A 20,129-nucleotide genomic window follows, 5' to 3' on the forward strand; every position below is an offset into this window, starting at 1 on the left:
GAGTTTGGGGAGTAGCGGGGAGGTGTGGGCGGTGAGGTGGTGGGCTAAAGCCCACCCTACGCGAGGTTTCGATACGCTCCTGTAGGGTGGGCTTCAGCCCACCAATTGCATGGCGATTTCACTGCACAAACGCTCTACCTGTTCGGCGCGCTCGGCCTCTTCCAGGCGCGCGCCGGGGTTGAGTGATGACCATTCGGGATGCGCCCGTGCCACGTTAAGTGGCGCCGGTAGCTTGCCCTGGCGCCACAGGGTTTCCTGAGGTGCGTTGAGGGTGATGGCGTCCATCGCGGCGTGTCCACGTACGTTCAGTGCAGCCAGCAGTTGCTGCTGACGCAGGGCGAGCAGGCGCAGCACGGCGTCGTCGACGGTCAGCTCGCGCTGGCCCTTGAGTTTTCCCTTCAGTCGTTCCCCGTAGTTGCGCAGGGTCTGCGCACTGCCGCCGATCACCGCGCCCAGCGCTGCGGCAGCGCCCAGGGTGATGCCGCCGACCAGCAGGTCGACGCCGACGCCCGTGGCGGCGCCGGCCGCCATGCCGCCACCGACCTTGATGCCGAGCTGCTTCAGCGTTTCCGGGTTGAACAGGTCGTCGCCCCAGCGGCCGTGGAGCAGCGGCAGGTCGGCCGCCTTGGCATCGCTGCTGCGGAAGGCATACAGGCGCAATAGAGCCTCGACGCAGCGCTGCTCGCGTTGGCGAATCGCATCGCGCAGCTCAGAAATGGCGCCCTGTTCCAGCGCCGGCTGGGCGGCGACGCTGCGGCGGCAGGCGGCGCAGTCGATCAGCAGTTCGGCGATCAGTCGGTTGCCTGCCTGACGACGGGCCTGGCGCTGCGCTTCGTGATCCTCGATCAGGCGTTGCAACTGGGAACGCGAACGCTCCAGCAGCAGGGCCAGGCTTTCGTACAGGCGTCGTTCGCCATCTTCCGGTGGCGCCACGCTGTCGAAGGCCACCAGGGCATGCAGGCCGAGGCGAGCCAGGGCTTCGCGCCATTCACCTTCGCGATGGCTGGCGCTGGCGACGAAATTGAGCACCGGCAGCAGCGGCCGGCCGCACATGGTCAGCACCGCCAGTTCGTCGCGGTACTTGGCCAGCACCGGCTCACGCACATCAATCACATACAGGCCGGCGTCGGAGGCCATGAGCTGGCGCAGCACCTTGGCTTCCTGCTCGTAACGCTGGCGCGCTTCGCTGCTTTCGAGAAAGCGGGCCAGGCGTGCCGGGCCGTCCAGGCGCTCGCCGGGGCGGTCGAGGCGTTCCAGGTAGTCGAGCAGGGTGATGGCGTCTTCCAGGCCGGGGGTGTCGTACAGCTCCAGCAACGCCTGGCCGTCCACCGACAGGCGCGCACCCTCGACATGGCGGGTGGTGCTGGCGCGCGGTGAGACTTCGCCGAACTCCACGTCGCGGGTCAGGGTGCGCAGCAGCGAGGTCTTGCCGACATTGGTGTGGCCGACCAGGGCCAGTTTCAGTGGTGCGCTCATGGCGTGGTCTCGGCCGGGTAGCCCGGAAGCAGAGCGTGCATTGAGGTAGGAGCGAGCTCTGCTCGCGAACCATGGCAAACGGCAAAAGCTTCGCGAGCAGAGCTCGCTCCTACATGAAGCCTGTGTGCCTGCGGCTCTCTAGTCATGTCCGCTCTCCAGCCAGTTCAGCGGCGCCGTATCACCGTGGGTCAGCCCTAGGGTGCCGAGGGCCTGGTGCCAGTCCGTCAGGCGCGCGCTGTCCAGGCTCTCACCGGGCGTCGGCGGTAGCAGCCAGATGCGCGTGGCGCTCGCACAACGTGCCAGTTCGCCGAGCAGCGCCAGGGTGCCGCGATCCGGTGAGCGCCGTGGGTCGCAAGCGATGGCCAGGCGTTCGGGCGGGAAGCGGGTCAGTTGTTCGAGCAACTGGCGGCGCTGTTCGCGGCTGTCAATCACCCCGGCATCGGCCACGCCCTTGGGCAGCGGCGCGGGCGGCCAGGGGCGGCGCTCGTCCAGTTCGATGCCGAGCAGGAGGGCGCCGCTGCCGGCTTGGGAATTGGTGCCGCCTTGCGGCTGATGCAGAGCTGCTGGCGCCAGGTCGCAGACGCCGAGACGTTCGCTGTCCGGTTGCAGGCGCTGGCGCAGCAGGCTGTAGCCCGGTAGGTCGAGATCCAGGCGCAGCGCGCCTTTGCCGGATTGCCAGCGCCACAGGCACAGCAGCGCCAGCAGCAGGCGTGGCAGCAGGCCGTAGACCAGCAGCACGCCGACCAGCCAGCCGGCCCAGCTCTGCCGGGCCGCTTCACTGGCGATGGCGGTATCGCCGCTGGCACGAATGACCTCGATATCCGGCAGGCTGAAGCCGAGCAGCGCGGGCAGGGCGCCTATGGTTTGGGTCAGGGCGATGAAGGTGTCGCCACCAAGGATGGTGGTTTCCCAGACGAAGCCGTAGCGGCGCGTGGCGAGCAGCAGCAGCAAGGTGGCCAATGCCGCGAGCATGGCCAGCGTCCACAGGCCGTTGACCATCAGGCCGAGCCCCCAGCGGGTCAGGCGTTGGCGTTGCAGCATCAGCAGCAGGGCCGGGGCCAACTGCGCGGCGCTGGCGTCGCGTGCCAGCTTCTCGCTAAGCCACAGCCACAGGCGACCGAGCGCGCCAGGGTGGTCGCGGGTCAGCAGCAGACCCAGCAGCCAGCCAAGCAGCATCAGCAGGTTGAGCCCAAGCAGGCTGCCCAGCGCCCAGAACACATTGACGGGTTGGCGCCCGTCACCCAACGCGGCCAGAGCCAGACCGAAGCCGCTGAGCAGGGCCAACAGCGCCAGCAGCAGACCGGCCAGGCGTGCGCCCTGCAGCCAGTGCAGCAGCGCCTGCCACTGACCATCACGACGGGCGAGCAGCAGGGCGCGGTGCTGGATGCGCTCGGTCAGTTCAGCCTGCTCGGCACGGGCCAGGCGATTGGCTTCGGCGTCCTCGAGTGGGCCGGCATGTTCCTCGCGCAGGCGAATGGTCTCGCTGAGCCAGAGGCGTTGGAAGGGTGTAGGGGAGGAGGCGTCTGTCACGCGGCGTCTCGTCATTCGGATCAGGGGTTGAGAATAACCCCTGATCCGTCTCGGTGCGAATCAGCGCTGCTCGCGCAAACGCACGGCGATATCCGGCTGGTCGATGAACAGGCCGTCGATGCCGGTGGCGAGGAAGGCGCGCAGCTCGGCGTTGATATCGCCGCGCTCGCTCGGTTCGCTGCCGTTACGCAGACGGGTGGGCAGGAAGGCGTTCTCGGCGCGGAAGGTATAGGGGTGCACCTTGAGCCCGGCAGCATGGGCGTCACGTACCAGGCTGGTCGGCGCGGTCAGGTTACCGGCGGCATCACGCGGGATGATCATGCCTTTCTCCGGACCGATGCCGGCGGCGTAACTCGCGATGTTTTTCAGGCCTTCTGGCGTGATCATCTGTTGATAGCCAAGGTCACTGCCCAGTACCTGCTGATCGTAGGGTTGGCCCTCTATCCAGAGCAGCTGCACCAGGCGGATTGGGGTCAGTTTGCTCAGCGTCTTGAGGTTATCCACTTCGAAGGACTGGATGAAAACGGGCGCGTCGGCGCTGTCATAGCCGTTGCGTTCGAGCACCGCCAGCAGCGGTTTCTCCATGGCCAGGTCGAGTTGCTGGAAGTGGGTGGGGTGCTTGGTTTCCGGGTACAAACCCAGGGTTCGTTGCTGAATGATCTCCTGCAGCGTGGGAATCTCGAACTGGCCATCGAAGCGGGTATTGCCCGGCCGCTGCTGCGGGATGCGTTCGATGGCGCGCAGGGTTTTCAGCTCGGCCAGGGTGAAGTCCTCACTGAACCAGCCTTCCAGGCTGCGCCCGTCGACGCTCTGGGTGCGTTTGCGGTCAGCGAATTCGGGGCGCTGCGCCACGTCGGTGGTCAATCCCAGTTCGTTGTCGTGACGGGCGACCAGTTGGCCGTCGCGCGTCATCACCAGGTCGGGCTCGATGTAGTCGGCGCCTTGCAAGGCCGCCAACGCGTAGGCGGCCAGGGTGTGCTCGGGCGCGTAACCGCTGGCGCCCCGGTGGGCGATCACCAGTGGAGCCTTGGTGTCCCAGGTCTGGGGTTGCTTGGCGCTGGGTTGCTGCTGGGCCCAGTCGATGGCGGCCTGGACGTTATCCTGAGTAGGGCTGGCGAAGACCGACAGTGGCAGCAGTGTGACGCCCAATATCCAGGCAGAGAGTGATTTAGACATGACGCTAGCTCCTTGCTCGTGGATGTAGCCGCTAGCCTGCTACGGCGAAGGTGACGATACGACGACAGCGTTGCTTCGGCCACAGGTGGGCTGCGAGGCCGCTGGGTGCTCTGCTATGCTCGCGGCCATGAAAATGACTCTACCCCTTTCCCTGATCGCCGCGCTCGCGCACAACCGTGTGATCGGTCGCGACAACCAGCTGCCCTGGCACCTGCCGGCGGACCTCAAGCATTTCAAGGCGCTGACGCTCGGCAAGCCGATCATCATGGGGCGCAAGACCTGGGACTCGCTCGGTCGGCCATTGCTCGGCAGGCTCAACATCGTGGTCAGTCGCCAGGCGGGCCTGACCCTGGAAGGTGCCGAGGTATTCGCGACGCTGGAAGAGGCCATCGAACGAGCCGACGCCTGGGCGCGCGAAGAGGATGCCGAGGAACTGATGCTGATCGGCGGCGCGCAGCTTTATGAGCTGGGCCTGGCCCAGGCCGATCGTCTGTACCTGACGCGTGTCGGCCTCGAGCCTGATGGCGATGCCTTCTTCCCCGAGATCGACGAGGCTACCTGGCGCATGACCTCCAGCGTCGAGCACCCGGCTTCGGCCGAGACACCGTTCTACGCCTTCGAAGTGTGGGAGCGCCGCGGCGCATAATCCTGCCGCGCTTTCCGGCCGTCTCTGCCGCCAGACTCCCCTGCGCGCCGTGATGGCCACTGCCTTGCCTCTGCCGTCATTCTCTTTCGTGCATCCTGATGCAGGTTTTTACATGTCTGAGCAATCGCCCCTCGACGAGCGTCCGAGCGCCGTCGCTGCACTCTTCGTGCGCCATCCACTCTGGGAAGATGCACTGGCCCTGCTGTTCGGCACCGCTCTGGTGGCGCTGGGCATCGCCTTCTACACCCATGCCGGGTTGCTGACGGGCGGCACCGTCGGCCTCGCTTTTCTCGCCAACTACCAGGCTGGTTGGTCGTTCGGTCTGGTGTTCTGTCTGGTCAACCTGCCGTTCTATTTGCTGGGTATCTGGCGCATGGGCTGGGGTTTCACCTTGCGCACAGGCTGCGCGGTATTGCTGGTTTCGCTACTGGCCGAGTTGACGCCGCAGTGGGTCGCCTTTGCCCATCTCAGCTCCGTGTATGCCGCGCTGTTCGGTGGTGCCGCCATGGGGCTGGGGTTGCTCATGCTGTTCCGCCACCGCGCCAGCCTGGGCGGGGTGAACATTCTCGCGCTGTACATGCAGGAGCGCTTCGGTCTGCGTGCGGGGGCCGTGCAGATGGCCATCGATGCGAGCATCGTGCTGGCGGCGATCTTCGTGGTGTCGCCAGACAAGGTGCTGCTATCGGTACTGGGGGCGGTGATGCTCAACCTGGTGCTGGCGATCAATCACCGGGCGGGCCGCTACGTCGGCGTCAGCTGAACCCCGCAACGAACGAGGGGCTGCCTCGCTGGAGGCAGCCCCTCGTTGTTTCGTTATTCGCGGAGGCGAGAATCAGATCACTTCGGTGAATTGGATGATCTCCACCCAGTAGCCGTCCGGGTCCTTGATGAAGGCGATGTCGCGCATGCGCCCGTCGGTCAGGCGTTTCTGGAAGTCCACGCCGAGGTCTTCGAAACGCTGGCAGGCCGCCTTGATATCCGGCACCGATACGCACAGGTGGCCGAAGCCGCGTGGGTCGCTGTTGCCGCTGTGGTAGGCGAATTCCGGGTCCTTCTCGGTGCCGTAGTTGTAGGTCAGCTCCAGCACGCCGGGCATGGACTTGCGCCACTGATGGCGAGCAGCCGGATCGGTCGGAATCTGCGACTTGTCATTGATCAGCGCGAGGAAGTACAGGCTGAACTCGGCGTCGGGGAAGTCCTTCTTCTCCAGCAGGGTGAAACCCAGCACGCGGGTGTAGAAATCCAGCGACTTCTGCAGATCCTTCACACGGATCATGGTGTGGTTGTAGACGAAGTCGGCGGTGGCTGCGTCGGGTTTGGCGGTCACGCCGGGGATGGCGTTGAGCTCGTCGAGGGTCATGGAGTTCTCCATCAGGCGGGAAAAGGGGAGGGCACGGAAAGGTCGTGTCTACCTATATGGCTTAGTCCATGGCGTTTTTCAAGGTCGAATGTCACAGCAGGGTGGATGAGACTCTTTCATCTGCCTTGCTAGCGTGGTGTCTTGATTGGTGGGCTGAAGCCCACCCTACAGCCATGCCCGATCGAGCAGGGTGGGCCGGGCAGCGATCCGCTTCAGCCCACCAATTCCAGCACCCGCATTACACCTCCAGCGTGATCAGCTTGGCCCGTGCCCGGCCATCCTCGATATGCACAATGCCCACGCTGATGGGTAGCTTGAAACGTCGCGGCCCGGCGCTGCCAGGGTTGAGGTAGAGCACGCCGTTACGTTCCTCGTGCAGCGGCTTGTGTGAGTGGCCGGTGATCACCACGTCGATGCCTTGCTCAGCCGGGTCGATATCCAGTTGCTTGAGATCGTGCAGTACATGCAGTGTGACGCCGCCAAGCGTCAGCGTCAGGCGCTCGGGGATGGCGTCGGCCCAGCTGTCCTGATCATTGTTGCCGCGCACCACCGACAGCGGTGCGATGCGTTCCAGATCGGCCAGAATGTGCGGCCCGCCGATATCGCCGGCATGGATCAGGTGAGCGACGCCTTGCAACGCTGCTAGCGCTTCGGGGCGCAGCAGGTTGTGGGTGTCGGCGATCAGGCCGATGCGCATCACTGCCCCTTGAGCAGTGCCAGCAAGGCATCGGCATCGAGCTTGCCGCTCATCTCACCGCCTTCGAGCAGGCTGCTGGCAAGGTCGCGTTTGCGGGCGTGCAGGCTGACGATTTGTTCCTCGATGGTGTTTTCCGTAACCAGTCGGTAGATGGTCACCGGGCGTTGTTGGCCCATGCGGTGAGCGCGGTCGCTGGCCTGGTCTTCCACTGCCGGATTCCACCAGGGGTCGAGGTGGATGACGTAGTCGGCGGCGGTCAGGTTGAGGCCGCTGCCACCGGCCTTGAGGCTGATCAGGAATATCTCGCCTTCACCGGCCTGGAAGGCGTTGACCCGCTTCTGGCGCTCCTTGGCTGGGGTGGCGCCATCGAGGTACTGGTAGTGGATGCCGCGCTCATCCAGCCAGGCGCGGACGATGTTCAGGTGGTCGACGAATTGGCTGAAGACCAGCGCCTTGTGACGGTTTTCCAACAGCTCTTCGACGATTTCCGCGAAGGCCTGGAGTTTGCTGCTGCTCAGGGGGCTACCCGGAATCACCAGTGAGGGATGGCAGCAGAAGCGGCGCAGGCGGGTGATCTCGGTCAGCACCTGAAGCGGGCTGCGCTCTTCGTCGGGGGCGCTGAGGTTGTCTACGGCCTGCTGGCGCAGGGCTTCGTACTGATGGGCTTCGGCCTCGGACAGCGGCACCTTGTAGGTAATCTCGGTACGCGCGGGCAGCTCATCGAGTACCTGGCTTTTCAGGCGACGCAGGATGAAGGGTTGGATCAGGTTCTTCAGAGCTCGCCGCGCCGAGGCATCGCCCTGTTCGATGGGGGTGGCGAAGCGTTGGCTAAAGCTGTCCTGGCTGCCGAGCAAGCTGGGGTTGATGAAGCGGAACAGGTTCCACAACTCGCCCAGGTGGTTTTCCAGTGGGGTGCCGGTGGCGATCAGGCGGAAGTCGGCCTGCAGGGCCATGGCAGCCTGCGAACGTTTGGTCTGGGCGTTCTTGATCGCTTGCGCCTCATCGAGCACCACGCTGATCCAGGGCTGTTTGCTGAATGCGTCGGCATCCTGTTGCAGCAGGCCGTAACTGACGATGACCAGATCCCGTGGGCCTAGACCTTCCAGGGTGCGCGTGCGTTGGTAGTCGCGGATGTTGAGGGTCGGGGCGAAGCGATTGCTTTCCGCCTGCCAGTTAAGGGTTACCGAGGTCGGCGCCACCACCAACTGTGGGCCTTGTGCGGCGCGCAACAGCAGCAGGGCCAGGGTTTGTACGGTTTTACCGAGGCCCATGTCGTCGGCCAGGCAGGCGCCCACGCCCCACTGTGCCAGGCGTGCCAGCCAGGCAAAGCCTTCTTGCTGGTAATCACGCAGCTCGGCCTGCAAGGTGCTTGGCACCGCTGGCTGATAATCCCGCAGGGACTGCAGGCGTTGCAGGTGGGCCTGCCAGTCCTGACCGGCCTTGAATTCGCCAGCTTCCTCGGCCAGTTCGGCGAGCAGCGGGGTGGTCAGCGGGCTCAGGCGCAGGCCGTCGTCGTTGATCCGTTCGGCCAGGTGGCTCAGTTCGTCCAGGCGCTTGCGCAGGCTGTTGCCGATGGCCAGCCAGTCATTGCTGCCCAGTGTGATGAAGCGGCCAGGGCTGGCCTTGAGCAGCTCCAGCAATTGGCGTAGCTGCAGCACCCGGCCGTCATCCAGGGTCAGCTCGCCTTGAAGCTGGAACCAGTCGCCTTGTTGCTTGAGGCCAAGCTTGAGGTGCTGGATCTCGCTGCGGCCCTTGATGCGCATGCGCTCGCCTTCCGGCCATACGCATTCGAGTAGCTGGCCGTCGATGGCCTGCAGCTCGCTGAGCACCTGCAGGGCGTCCTGCGGGTTTTCCAGTTGCCACTCCTGACCGTCGCTGTCGGCATTGGCCAGGGCTGGGCAGGCGTCGAGGATCTGTTGCAGGGCTTGGCGTTCGTGCTTGAGATTACGCGCCACTTGCACGGTTTTGCCGTCGCGCTCACCCAGCAGGCGCTCGCTGCCATGCCCTGGCCGGAACCAGCCGCCTTCGGCCAGCGGCCGCACCAGCAATTGCAAGCGCAGCCCCTCGGCCAACGGCAGCAGGTGGGCGTAGAGGCGGGTATCGGCGGCTATCTCTTCGACGTGCGCGGTCAGTTCCGGGATATCCGAGTGGATGGGCAGCAACGGGGCGATACTGCTAATGGCTTCGACCAGTTGCGCCTTGGCCGACAGCGGCACGTTGAGGCCGTCACCGATGATATCGGCGATCTGCCGCAGCTCCTTGCTGGCCGGGTAGATCTTCAGCCGCGTGGGGGTTTCCTTCTCCAGCAGCAGCTCACCGTCGGCGATGCCCTCGGGCTGAAGCCGCAGGCTGATCTGGCCTTTGTCTTCCTTGAGTTGCAGGCCGGGCTCGCCCAGGCTGACGTCGACTCTTACCTCCGGTGCGTCCTGCCAGAACAGATGGGGATGGCCCACCAGGCGCTGCAGTGCAATGGCAGCCGGCAGGCTGTACTGGCGACCACCGTAATAGCTGTTCTCGACCTGGATCAGACGACTGGCCTCACGGTCTTGATCGCAGAGAAAGTCCAGGCTGCCGCCGTCCTCGAGCAGACGCTTGAGGGCAACCGGGCGGCCCTTGCTCCATTGCCCCTTGGCGTTGCGTTTTTGCTCGCGGGGCTCGAGCATCAGACCGCTGTAGCGGTCCATGTGGAGCAGCCAGGCCAGGCGCGTTTGTTGCTCGGCGCTCTTGACCGGGTTGGCCGGTGAGCGGATCAGGCTCAGTGCGTTGAGTGCCAGTTGCCAGCTTTCCTGACGCTGATACAGGTCTACCAGGGGCAGCGCACCATCAGGCAGTGGCGCGCTGCCGCCGAATTGGCGGCTGATCAGCGCTTCGTATTCATCGGCGAGCCAACGATAGCCATTTTCACATAGCTGCTGCGCCTGTTCCTGCAAGGCGTTACGCCAAGCCTTTTGCCTGGCCAGCGGCTCATCCAGCCAGTACAGCGCCAGGCCCAGCAGCAACCCATCCAGGCCCGGAGCCAGTGGCGGCAGTTTGTGCAACTGCGGCGGTCGACTGCCTTGGCGCAGGTCGAGAAAACTCAGCAGCAGCTGATAGGCGATGCCATACCCCTGTTTGCTGCCCAGTTGTAGGGCTTGTTTGAGCGTCGGTAACTGCTTGGGATCGTTTTCCTGAATCAGCGCCAGGCAGTACAGCGCGTTGAGTGTCGGCGGGAGGTCGATCTTGCGCTTTTTGGTCTGCTTGCGCAGATCGGCCATCCACTCACGTAGCACGGCCAGCATGTCGCGTAAGGCGCCCTTGGCGAACAGGCTGATGATCACATGCATCAGGCTGCGCGTCTCAAGGGCCATCTGCTCGAGGGTTGCCTGATCGCCGCGCCACAGGGCGTGCAGCAGTACCTGCAAGCCAAGCTCCATATCGTTGTGCTGTTGCAGGCTCTGCAGGGCCATTCGATAGCTCTGCTCGGCCGGTGAGCAGGCTATCGCGGCCAGTTGCAGGTGGTCGTCGAGCAGTAGCTGGCGAACCGGCAGGGACAGTCTGGCCAAGAGGGTCTGCCCGGCTTCGTCGTTGAGCATCTGCCGGATCGGGTGCCATTCCAGCGATTCATGGATGGGGACCACATCGTCCAGTTGCTCCAGCGCCTGTGCCAGGTAATCGGCATCGTCAGCGATGATCGCCAGCCAGACTTCCTCCATGAGCCGTTTGCTGGACGGTGATGACCAGGTGTCGAGCGGGGTTAGCTGTTGCACATGTGCCTTGAGCAATGCGACGCGATCCTCTGACTTGAACAGACGCAGCAGTACGTCGTTGCGTAGATTCGGCGTGATGCCAAACAAGGTGTGCCTGTCGCTTTGCCCCTGGGTTAGCCAGCCGGTTGCGATGAGTTCCTTGGCCACCTCGCTGAAGCATGTGTGATCAAGCTGCCGTGAGCTGGAGAGGCGCACGTTGAGCGCGCGCAGGTGTTTGAGCAATGCGGTTTTGTTCTGCCCCATGACACAGGGCGCCAGGTTGAATAGCACCGATTGCAAGTGATACGGCAAGGCTTCAAACGCGACGGGTGACTTGGGCATAAGAACGGGGCTCTGGCAACCTGACGGAGGGCAAATGGTAGTGGCTATCGATAAAACGACCAAGCCCGGCACATGGCCGGGCTTAGTTTAGGCAGGGGGCGGGTATCAGCCGTCCAGCATGGCCTTGTTGCGCACCGCACCCTTGTCGGCGCTGGTGGCGAGCAGGGCGTAGGCCTTGAGTGCGGTGGTTACCTTGCGCGCGCGTGGTGCGGCCGGCTTCCAGCCTTTCTTGTCCTGTTCGGCACGGCGGGCGGCCAGTTCTTCATCGCTGACCAGCAGGTTGATGCTGCGATTGGGGATGTCGATGAGGATCTTGTCGCCGTCGTTGACCAGGCCAATGGCGCCGCCTGCTGCCGCTTCCGGCGAGGCGTGGCCGATGGACAGGCCGCTGGTGCCACCGGAGAAACGGCCGTCGGTGAGCAGGGCGCAGGCCTTGCCCAGACCCTTGGACTTCAGGTAGCTGGTCGGATAGAGCATCTCCTGCATGCCAGGGCCACCTTTCGGACCTTCGTAACGGATGATGACGATGTCACCTTCCTTCACTTCGTCATTGAGGATGCCCTTGACCGCGCTGTCCTGGCTCTCGAAGACCTTGGCGTTGCCCTCGAAGACATGGATCGATTCGTCCACACCCGCGGTCTTCACCACGCAGCCATCGAGGGCGATGTTGCCGTACAGCACCGCAAGTCCGCCTTCCTGGGAGTACGCGTGCTCGACGCTGCGAATGCAGCCTTCGGCACGGTCGTCGTCGAGGGTTTCCCAGCGGGTGCTCTGGCTGAATGCGGTCTGGGTCGGGATACCGGCCGGGCCGGCCTTGAAGAAGTGGTGCACGGCTTCGTCGCGGGTCTGGGTGATGTCCCACTGGGCGATGGCGTCGGCCATGCTCGGGCTGTGCACGGTGGGCACATCGGTGTGCAGCAGGCCGCCACGGGCCAGCTCGCCGAGGATGGAGAAAATGCCGCCAGCGCGGTGCACGTCTTCCATGTGGTACTTCTGGATGTTCGGCGCCACCTTGCACAGCTGCGGCACCTTGCGCGACAGGCGATCGATGTCGCGCAGGTCGAACTCGATCTCGGCTTCCTGGGCGGCGGCCAGCAGGTGCAGGATGGTGTTGGTCGAACCGCCCATGGCGATGTCCAGCATCATGGCGTTTTCGAACGCCTTGAAGTTGGCGATGTTGCGCGGCAGTACCGACTCGTCGCCTTCGCCGTAGTAGCGCTGGCACAGCTCGACGGCCAGGCGGCCGGCGCGCAGGAACAGCTGCTCGCGGTCGCTGTGGGTGGCCAGGGTCGAGCCGTTGCCCGGCAGGGACAGGCCGAGGGCTTCGGTCAGGCAGTTCATCGAGTTGGCGGTGAACATGCCGGAGCAGCTGCCGCAGGTCGGGCAGGCGCTGCGCTCGTACTCGGCGACTTTCTCGTCGGAGGCGGTCGAGTCGGCGGCGATGACCATGGCATCGACCAGATCCAGGCCGTGGCTGGCCAGCTTGGTCTTGCCGGCTTCCATCGGGCCGCCGGAGACGAACACCACCGGGATGTTCAGGCGCAGGGCGGCCATCAGCATGCCGGGGGTGATCTTGTCGCAGTTGCTGATGCAGACGATGGCATCGGCGCAGTGGGCGTTGACCATGTATTCCACGGAGTCGGCGATGATCTCGCGGCTCGGCAGCGAATAGAGCATGCCGTCGTGGCCCATGGCGATGCCGTCATCGACGGCGATGGTATTGAATTCCTTGGCCACGCCGCCGTGCTTCTCGATCTCGCGGGCGACCAGTTGGCCGAGATCCTTCAGGTGCACGTGGCCGGGCACGAACTGGGTGAAGGAGTTGGCGATGGCGATGATCGGTTTCTTGAAGTCTTCGTCCTTCATCCCGGTGGCGCGCCACAGGGCGCGGGCGCCGGCCATGTTGCGGCCGTGGGTGGAGGTCTTCGAGCGGTAATCGGGCATGACGGTATTCCTGCGACTAATTCGGTTGTGTGTGCGGTGAGCGTCGTCGAGCGGCAGATCGCCGCGGTGTCAGGAGGCTGCATGACGAAACGGGATCGCCGTTCGTGCGGCCAGGGCTCACAGGCCCGCCGGAGGATGCCGGGCGGGGAATGGGGCGATTCTACGCCCGCCAGGGCTGGCGGGGGAAGGTTGCCGGTCGTGCGCAGGCCCGTGACGGCTCAATGCGGTATTTCGATCCCGCGCATCCGCTCGGCACGTCGGCGAAGCAGTTCCAGGGTGACCAGCAGGGCGATGGAGACCAGGATCAGCAGTGTGGCGATGGCCAGGATGCTCGGGTTGATCTGCTCGCGCAGGCCCGAGAACATCTGCCGGGGAATGGTGCGTTGCTGTGGGCCGGCCATGAACAGGATCACCACCACTTCATCGAACGAGGTGATGAAGGCGAACAGCGCACCGCTGATCACGCCGGGGCGAATCAGCGGCATGATCACGTCGAAGAACACGCGAATCGGCGTGGCGCCGAGGTTCAGCGCAGCACGCGCCAGGCTGTAGTCGAAACCGGTGAGGGTGGCGGTGACAGTGATAATGACGAACGGCGTACCAAGTGCGGCATGGGCCAGGATCACGCCCAGGTAGCCACCGGCCAGGCCGAGGTTGGAGTAGAAGAAGAACATGCCGGCGGCGGTGATGATCAGTGGCACGATCATCGGCGATAGCAGCAGGGCGGTGATGAAGCGGCGAAACGGCATCTCATCGCGGGCCAGGCCTATGGCGGCGCAGGTGCCCAGAATGGTGGCGAGGATGGTCGAGAGGATGCCGATGAAGAAGCTGTTCTTGATCGCCAGTATCCACTTCGGATCGTTGAATATCTCCCGGTACCAGCGCAGCGAATAGGCCTCGGGGTCGAGGGTGAGCATGCCTTCGGTGAAGCTGAAGAACGGCTCTGCGTTGAACGACAGCGGCACGATCACCAGGATCGGCAGAATCAGAAACAGCAGCACCAGCCAGGAGCTGGCCTTGAGCAGCCAGTGTCCGAGGTGGTGCCAGAAGCCGTAGTAGGCGGGGATCTTCATCGTCTCATCATCCCAACTTGATGTTGCTGGCGCCGACGAAGCGGTCGTACACCCAGTACAGCAGCAGGATCAGCCCGAGCAGCAACGAGCCCAGTGCGGCGGCCAGCTCCCAGTTGTTCGAACGCTGCATATGGAAGGCGATGATGTTGCTGATCATCTGCCCGTCGGTGCCACCGACCAGTGCCGGGGTGATGTAGTAGCCGACCGAGATGATGAACACCAGCAGCGCCCCGGCACTCAGGCCGGGCAGGGTCATCGGGAAGTAGATGCGGACGAAGGCCGGGATCGGTTTGTCGCCGAGGCTGAGTGCGGCGCGCATGTAGCTGGGGTCGATGCCGCGCATCACACTGTACAGCGGCAGAATCATGAACGGCAGCAGGATGTGGGTCATCGCCACCACGGTGGCGAACGAGGTATAGAGCATCTCGAAGGGCTGACTGATCAGGCCGATGCCCATGAGGAAGGAGTTGATCACGCCGTTGGTCTGCAGCAGCGCGATCCACGAGGTGGTGCGCACCAGCAGCGAGGTCCAGAACGGCAGCAGCACCAGCACCAGCAGCAGGTTGGCGCGGTTCGACGGCAGGCCGGCGAGGTAGTAGGCCAGCGGGTAGCCGAGCAGGGCGCAGAGCAGGGTGATGACCAGCGCCATGTTCAGGGTCTTGGAATACAGCTGCAGGTAGATCTGGGTGTCCTGGCGCGCCTGGATGCCCTCGTCGGGGTGCATCTCCAGATCCAGTGCGGTCAGGTAGTAATCGTAGGTGTAAACCTTGCCGGCGCGCTCGATGGCGTACCACAGCTCGGGCTTGCTCCAGTTGCGGTGGGCCTCGAGCAGCGTCTGCACGCCTTGGCTTTGCAGCGCCTGGGCGTCCAGTCGGCCAACGCGCCGGGCAGTGGCTTTGACCACGCTGGACATGCCGGTATAGGCGCGGTTGAGTTCTTCGGAGAGCTTGCCGGACAGGCGTTGCTCGTTGAGCGCGTGCAGTTCGCTGACGAATACCTGCAGGGTCTTCTCGTCCGGCAGTTGCTTGTGATCGTCCCAGCGTTCGAGCTCGGCCAGGGTCTGCGGAATCAGTTCGGCCACGGTCGGGTGATACACGCTGCGCCACAGCATGGTCCCGATGGGGGCGACGAAGGTGACGAGGATGAACAGCAGCAGCGGCACCACGAAGAGAAAGGCGGCGAGGCGTTTCTTGCGGCGGGCGCTGGCGGCTTGGCCGGCTTCGCTGGTGGTCAGGGATGACAAGGTGTTACTCCGTAAAACAGGGCGCACAGCAAGTGTCGATCAGTAGCTCCCTCTCCCGTTTACGGGAGAGGGCTGGGGAGAGGGTGACAGATTCACCCTCTCCCCCAACCCCTCTCCCACAAGTGGGAGAGGGGAGCTGATGGCCTTTACTTCAACAACCACTCGTTGAATTTCTCACCCAACGACTCGCCATAGTCAGCCCAGAACTCGGAGCCAGCCTGGATGCCTTTATCCAGGTGAGCGGTCGGCAGGTGCGGCGTCGCAGTCTGGTCTGCCAGCGGCATGGACGACTTGCGGGTCGGGCCGTAGGCGACGTCCGGCATGCCGGCCAGCGGCTTGGAGCCGGTGGCGTACTTGATGAATTCCATAGCTAGGTCTTTCTTCTTCGAGCCTTTGACGATGGCCCAGGCGTCGAGGTCGTAGACGTGGCCGTCCCAGACGATTTCGAAGGGTTTCTTCTCCTGCACGATGGCGTCGTAGAAGCGGCCGTTGGCCGATTGCACCAGCACCGCACCGCCGTCATTGAGCAGTTGTGGCGCCTGCGACCAGGAGTCGAACCAGACGATGTCCTTCTTGATGCTGTCCAGCTTGTCGAAGGCGCGTTGCTGGCCTTCGGGGGTGGCCAGCACGTCGTACACTTCATCGGGCGCCACGCCATCGGCCAGCAGTGCCCATTCCATGTTCACCTGCGGGCGTTTGCGCAGGGCGCGCTTGCCGGGAATCTTGGCGGTGTCGAAGAAGTCGTCGATGCTGGCTGCCTTGGTATCACCGATGGTGTTCTGGTTGTAGGCGAATACCACCGACCAGACGATGTTACCCACCGCGCATTCGCTGGCCAGGGCTTCGGGGATGAAGTCCTGTGCGGCCGGGGTGCCGTCGATGCCGGCCGGCAGTACGCTGTGGTCGAGGGTTTCCAGCAAGCCTTCGGAGCAGGCGCGTTCGAGGTCGATCACCTCGAAGTCGACCACGTCCCACTGGATGTTGCCGGATTCGACCTGGGCCTTGATCTCGGCGACGCCGCCCGAGTAATCCTCGAACAATACCTTGACCCCGGTTTCTGCCTGGTACGGGTCGATGACGTGCTTCTTCTGCGCCGCCCCATAGGCGCCGCCCCAGGACACTACGGTGAGGCTGTCCTGGGCCGTGGCGTTGCCAGCGGTGAGTCCCAGTGCCGCCACCAGGGCGAAGGTGGAAACGCTGGTAGTCAGTGATCTAGCCATTGTTGTGCTCCATGTGCTTCTACTAGTTGTGGGGTGGGACTTCCGATCGATCCAGCGCCTGGCTGTCTTCCGGCAGCCAGGCGAGGGCGATTTCCTGCTGAGCGCTGAGTTGCGGGGCTGAACTGTCGTTCAGGTTCTTCACCACCAGCTCGCTGCCGCTGGCGGTTTCGAAGTGGTAGCGGATGTATTCGCCGACGTAGTGGCGGGTGACGAAGCGGGCCTTGACCTGGTTGCCGGCGCCGCCAAGGCGGTCGGTGAAGTTGAGCTTTTCCGGGCGTACCGACACCGTGGTGGGTTGGCCGACTTCGGTGCAATTGGCTTTCAGCGTGCGGACCAGGCCACCATCGTCGAGACGCACCTGGACGCGATCAGCCTCGACCGCCTCGATCACGCCGGGCAGCTTGTTGCTTTCACCGATGAAGTCGGCGACGAACATGTTGGCCGGGCGCTCGTAAAGTACGTGGGGCGGCGCGCATTGCTGCACCACGCCGTTGTTGAACACGGCGATGCGGTCGCTCATGGTCAGGGCTTCGGTCTGGTCGTGGGTCACGTAGATCACGGTGAAGCCGAGCTGCTCGTGCAGGCGCTTGATCTCGAACTGCATCTGTTCGCGCAGTTTCTTGTCCAGCGCGCCGAGTGGCTCGTCCATCAGCACGATGTCCGGGGCGAAGATCAGCGCGCGGGCCAGGGCCACACGCTGGCGCTGGCCACCGGAGAGCTGGCCGGGGTAGCGACCGCCAAAGGCCTGCAGTTCGACCAGGGCGAGGTACTCCTCGACCTTGGTGCGAATCTCGTCCTTGGGTAGTTTGCGGATCTTCAGCGGGTAGGCCAGGTTCTCGCGGATGGTCATGTGCGGGAACAGCGCGTACTGCTGGAAGACCATGCCGATGTTGCGATCGTAGGGGGCGATGCTGGTGACGTTGCGGCCGTTGATCAGGATCTCGCCGCTGGTCACGTCCTCGAAGCCGGCGAGCATCATTAGGCAGGTGGTCTTGCCTGAGCCGGAGGGGCCGAGCAGGGTGATGAATTCGCCCTTGGCCACGTTGAGGTTGAAGTCCTTGACCACCAGGGTCTTGTGATCGTAGGTCTTCTTGACGTTGGTGAATCGCAGGAACGCGTCGTTCCCAGCCTGCGCAGTCATAGTCCTCCCCGCTATCGGCAATATGGAGTCAGCTCGTGGCCAAGGCTCCAACTTCTGAGTCGATTCGCCCCCTTCGTGGGGGACGTTCGTTATGTTGATAGCCAAAAGCAATAAGCAAGCCAGATGACTGATGGCCGGCTGATAGCGCTCTGCTATGCAGGTTCAAGCCTAGTCGATGCTGGGCGAGATGCGAGGCGGGTGTGGGGGGAGGTAACAGCGAGAGGGGGGAAGAGGCACCTGCCGAAACGCACTCGGCAGGTGCAGCTTGCTCAGCTGTTGGGCAGCAGGCGAACGGTGAGACTCTTGATGTAGCGAGTTTCAGCGATGGCCGGGTGTACCGGATGATCGGGGCCCTGGGCGCCGCGCTCGAGCAGCTGGATGTTGCGGTCCAGGTGACGCGCGCTGGTCAGCAGGATGTTCTGCAGGTTGTCTTCCTCCAGGTGCATGGAGCAGCTGGCGCTGACCAGGATGCCGTCCTTGTTCAGCAGGCGCATGGCGGTTTCGTTGAGGCGGCGGTAGGCGGCCTCGCCGTTCTTGATGTCCTTCTTGCGCTTGATGAAGGCGGGTGGATCGGCGATCACCACATCGAAGCGCTCTTCTGCGGATTTCAGCTCGCGTAGCGCGGCGAACACATCACCTTCGACGCAGGTGACCTTCTCGGTGAAACCGTTGAGCGTGGCATTACGCTCAACGCCGTCGAGGGCGAAGGCCGAGGCATCTACGCAGAACACTTCGCTGGCGCCGAACGCCGCGGCCTGCACGCCCCAGCCGCCGATGTAGCTGAACAGGTCGAGTACGCGCTTGCCTTTGACGTAGGGCGCCAGGCGCGCGCGGTTCATGCGGTGATCGTAGAACCAGCCGGTCTTCTGTCCTTCGATCACCGGGGCTTCGAACTTAACGCCGTTCTCTTCCAGCGCTACCCACTCCGGCACCACGCCGAAGGCGGTGTCGACGTAGCGCTCGAGGCCTTCGGCGTCGCGCGCAGCGGAGTCGTTCTTGAACAGGATGCCGCTGGGCTTGCACACCTGGATCAGCGCGGCGAGCACGTCATCCTTGCGCGCCTCCATAGTGGCGGAAGCCAGTTGGACCACCAGAATGTCGAAGAAACGGTCGACCACCAGCCCCGGCAGCAGGTCGGAGTCGCCATACACCAGGCGGTAGCAGGGCTGGTCGAACAGGCGCTCGCGCAGGCTCAGGGCGACGTTGAGGCGATGCACCAGCAGTGACTTGTCCAGCACATGCTTGACGTCGCGCGACAGCAGGCGGGCGCAGATCAGGTTGTTCGGACTCATGGCGACGATGCCCAGCGGCTTGCCGCCGGCCGCTTCCAGGACGGCCTGGTCGCCGGCAGCGAAACCATGCAGCGGGGTGGCAGCGACATCGATCTCGTTGCTGTAGACCCACAGGTGGCCGGCGCGCAGGCGTCGGTCGGCGTTGGCTTTCAGGCGCAGACTGGGCAGGGAAGACATGAGTTCGGGCTCCGCGGGGAAAGAGCGGGATTATAGCGGTTTGCGCGCCGGGCCGGCGTTTACAAAAGTCGGCTGCGAGCAGGTCGGTGCTTTGGCTAGACTGTGCGCTACTTCTCACCCTGCACGATCCCTCTTTCATGACCTACGAACTTACCGCCGAACAGATCCAGCAAGTCCTGCAGGGGATCAGCGTACCGCCGCAACCACAGATCATGGTCGATCTGCAGATGGAACAGATCATGCCCAGCCCCGATCTGCGCAGCATCGCCAAGCTGATCAGTCAGGACCCGGGGCTGTCCGGCGCGCTGCTGAAGATCGTCAACTCGCCACACTTCGGCCTGGCCAACCGCATCGCTTCGATCCAGCAGGCGGTCAATCTGATGGGCTGCAACACGGTGATCAACCTGATCAATGCGCAGTCGATCAAAGGTGAGCTGACCGACGAAGCGATCCTGGTGCTGAACCGTTTCTGGGACAGCGCCCAGGATGTGGCAATGACCTGCCTGACCCTGGCCAAGCGCCTCGGTTATCACTCGCCTGACGAAGCCTACAGCCTGGGGCTGTTCCACGATTGCGGCATTCCGCTGATGCTCAAGCGCTTCCCCAACTACATGCAGGTGCTGGAGGAGGCCTATGCCAGCGCCAGTGATGAGCGGCGTGTGGTCGATACCGAGAACCGCCTGCTGACCACCAATCATGCCGTGGTCGGCTATTTCACCGCGCGCTCCTGGCGCCTGCCTGAGCACCTCTGCGAGGTCATTGCCAACCACCACAACGCCTTGGCGATCTTCAGCGATGACTCGGGGTGTGACGCTCAGTTGAAGACGCTGCTGGGCATTCTCAAGATGGCCGAGCACATCTGCGAGACGCATCGCGTGCAGGCTGGGCAGGCCATCGACATGGAGTGGCAGCACATCGCGCAGCCGATTCTCGAGTATCTGGGGTTGTCGGAGTATGACTTCGAGAACCTGCGCGAAAGCATCCGTGACCTGGCGGTGCTCTGAGTCTTCATGAGGTTGCGCCGCCGGGCAACTGAGCGGGTAGGCGGCTTACCCTACCGCTTGCTGCGCAGCTCCTGCTAAGGTGG

The 20,129-nt window shown here is 63.9% G+C and carries 15 protein-coding genes; 3 read left to right on the top strand and 12 right to left on the bottom strand.

Going from position 1 to position 20,129, the window contains the following annotated elements:
• Window positions 1–93 precede the first annotated feature (93 nt).
• The 3 genes from PSOLE_RS08415 to PSOLE_RS08425 all read right to left on the bottom strand — a co-directional run bounded on the left by PSOLE_RS08415 (window position 94) and on the right by PSOLE_RS08425 (window position 4,182).
• Complete coding sequence (locus tag PSOLE_RS08415; RefSeq protein ID WP_074855340.1) at window positions 94–1,476, bottom strand: GTPase/DUF3482 domain-containing protein; 1,383 nt, start codon at window positions 1,474–1,476, stop codon at window positions 94–96.
• A 138-nt stretch (window positions 1,477–1,614) separates the two neighbouring features.
• On the bottom strand, window positions 1,615–3,021 hold the full coding sequence (locus tag PSOLE_RS08420) for a DUF2868 domain-containing protein (protein WP_172480651.1): 1,407 nt from the start codon (window positions 3,019–3,021) through the stop codon (window positions 1,615–1,617).
• A 45-nt stretch (window positions 3,022–3,066) separates the two neighbouring features.
• A complete protein-coding gene (locus PSOLE_RS08425) occupies window positions 3,067–4,182 on the bottom strand; it encodes a glycerophosphodiester phosphodiesterase (protein ID WP_074855342.1) in 1,116 nt (371 codons plus the stop codon).
• A 115-nt stretch (window positions 4,183–4,297) separates the two neighbouring features.
• On the opposite strand from PSOLE_RS08425, the gene PSOLE_RS08430 reads away from it, so the two are divergent.
• Window positions 4,298–4,828, top strand: a complete 531-nt coding sequence (locus tag PSOLE_RS08430; protein ID WP_074855343.1) for a dihydrofolate reductase — start codon at window positions 4,298–4,300, stop codon at window positions 4,826–4,828.
• Between the two features lie 112 nt (window positions 4,829–4,940).
• Window positions 4,941–5,588, top strand: a complete 648-nt coding sequence (locus PSOLE_RS08435; RefSeq protein ID WP_074855344.1) for a YitT family protein — start codon at window positions 4,941–4,943, stop codon at window positions 5,586–5,588.
• A gap of 72 nt (window positions 5,589–5,660) precedes the next feature.
• On the opposite strand, the gene gloA is transcribed toward PSOLE_RS08435, so the two are convergent.
• The 9 genes from gloA to PSOLE_RS08480 all read right to left on the bottom strand — a co-directional run bounded on the left by gloA (window position 5,661) and on the right by PSOLE_RS08480 (window position 19,042).
• Entirely contained in the window at window positions 5,661–6,188 is a 528-nt protein-coding gene (gloA, locus tag PSOLE_RS08440; RefSeq protein WP_074855345.1) for a lactoylglutathione lyase, read from the bottom strand.
• A gap of 238 nt (window positions 6,189–6,426) precedes the next feature.
• Window positions 6,427–6,885 carry a metallophosphoesterase family protein gene (locus tag PSOLE_RS08445; RefSeq protein ID WP_074855346.1) on the bottom strand — a complete coding sequence of 153 codons (459 nt, stop codon included), beginning with the start codon at window positions 6,883–6,885 and terminating at the stop codon, window positions 6,427–6,429.
• Entirely contained in the window at window positions 6,885–10,952 is a 4,068-nt protein-coding gene (locus PSOLE_RS08450) for a DEAD/DEAH box helicase (protein ID WP_074855347.1), read from the bottom strand. Before PSOLE_RS08450 ends, PSOLE_RS08445 begins: the two co-directional genes overlap by 1 nt.
• A 105-nt stretch (window positions 10,953–11,057) precedes the next feature.
• Window positions 11,058–12,896 carry a dihydroxy-acid dehydratase gene (ilvD, locus tag PSOLE_RS08455; protein ID WP_074855348.1) on the bottom strand — a complete coding sequence of 613 codons (1,839 nt, stop codon included), beginning with the start codon at window positions 12,894–12,896 and terminating at the stop codon, window positions 11,058–11,060.
• A gap of 218 nt (window positions 12,897–13,114) precedes the next feature.
• On the bottom strand, window positions 13,115–13,969 hold the full coding sequence (locus PSOLE_RS08460) for an ABC transporter permease (protein ID WP_074855349.1): 855 nt from the start codon (window positions 13,967–13,969) through the stop codon (window positions 13,115–13,117).
• A 7-nt stretch (window positions 13,970–13,976) separates the two neighbouring features.
• Window positions 13,977–15,212, bottom strand: coding sequence for an ABC transporter permease (locus PSOLE_RS08465; RefSeq protein ID WP_074855350.1), 1,236 nt, complete (start codon window positions 15,210–15,212; stop codon window positions 13,977–13,979).
• A gap of 146 nt (window positions 15,213–15,358) precedes the next feature.
• Window positions 15,359–16,432, bottom strand: coding sequence for an ABC transporter substrate-binding protein (locus PSOLE_RS08470; protein WP_074855351.1), 1,074 nt, complete (start codon window positions 16,430–16,432; stop codon window positions 15,359–15,361).
• Window positions 16,433–16,454: 22 nt separating this feature from the next.
• Window positions 16,455–17,573: an ABC transporter ATP-binding protein gene (locus PSOLE_RS08475; protein WP_074855352.1), complete on the bottom strand. Its 1,119-nt coding sequence runs from the start codon at window positions 17,571–17,573 to the stop codon at window positions 16,455–16,457.
• Window positions 17,574–17,842: 269 nt separating this feature from the next.
• Window positions 17,843–19,042, bottom strand: coding sequence for a class I SAM-dependent rRNA methyltransferase (locus PSOLE_RS08480; RefSeq protein ID WP_074855353.1), 1,200 nt, complete (start codon window positions 19,040–19,042; stop codon window positions 17,843–17,845).
• Window positions 19,043–19,179: 137 nt separating this feature from the next.
• Here PSOLE_RS08480 and PSOLE_RS08485 point away from each other — a divergent pair, with 137 nt between their 5' ends.
• Window positions 19,180–20,046, top strand: coding sequence for an HDOD domain-containing protein (locus PSOLE_RS08485; protein WP_074855354.1), 867 nt, complete (start codon window positions 19,180–19,182; stop codon window positions 20,044–20,046).
• The last annotated feature ends 83 nt before the right edge of the window (window positions 20,047–20,129 follow it).

Source organism: Pseudomonas oleovorans subsp. oleovorans (genome assembly GCF_002197815.1).
Classification (GTDB): Bacteria; Pseudomonadota; Gammaproteobacteria; order Pseudomonadales; family Pseudomonadaceae; genus Aquipseudomonas; species Aquipseudomonas oleovorans.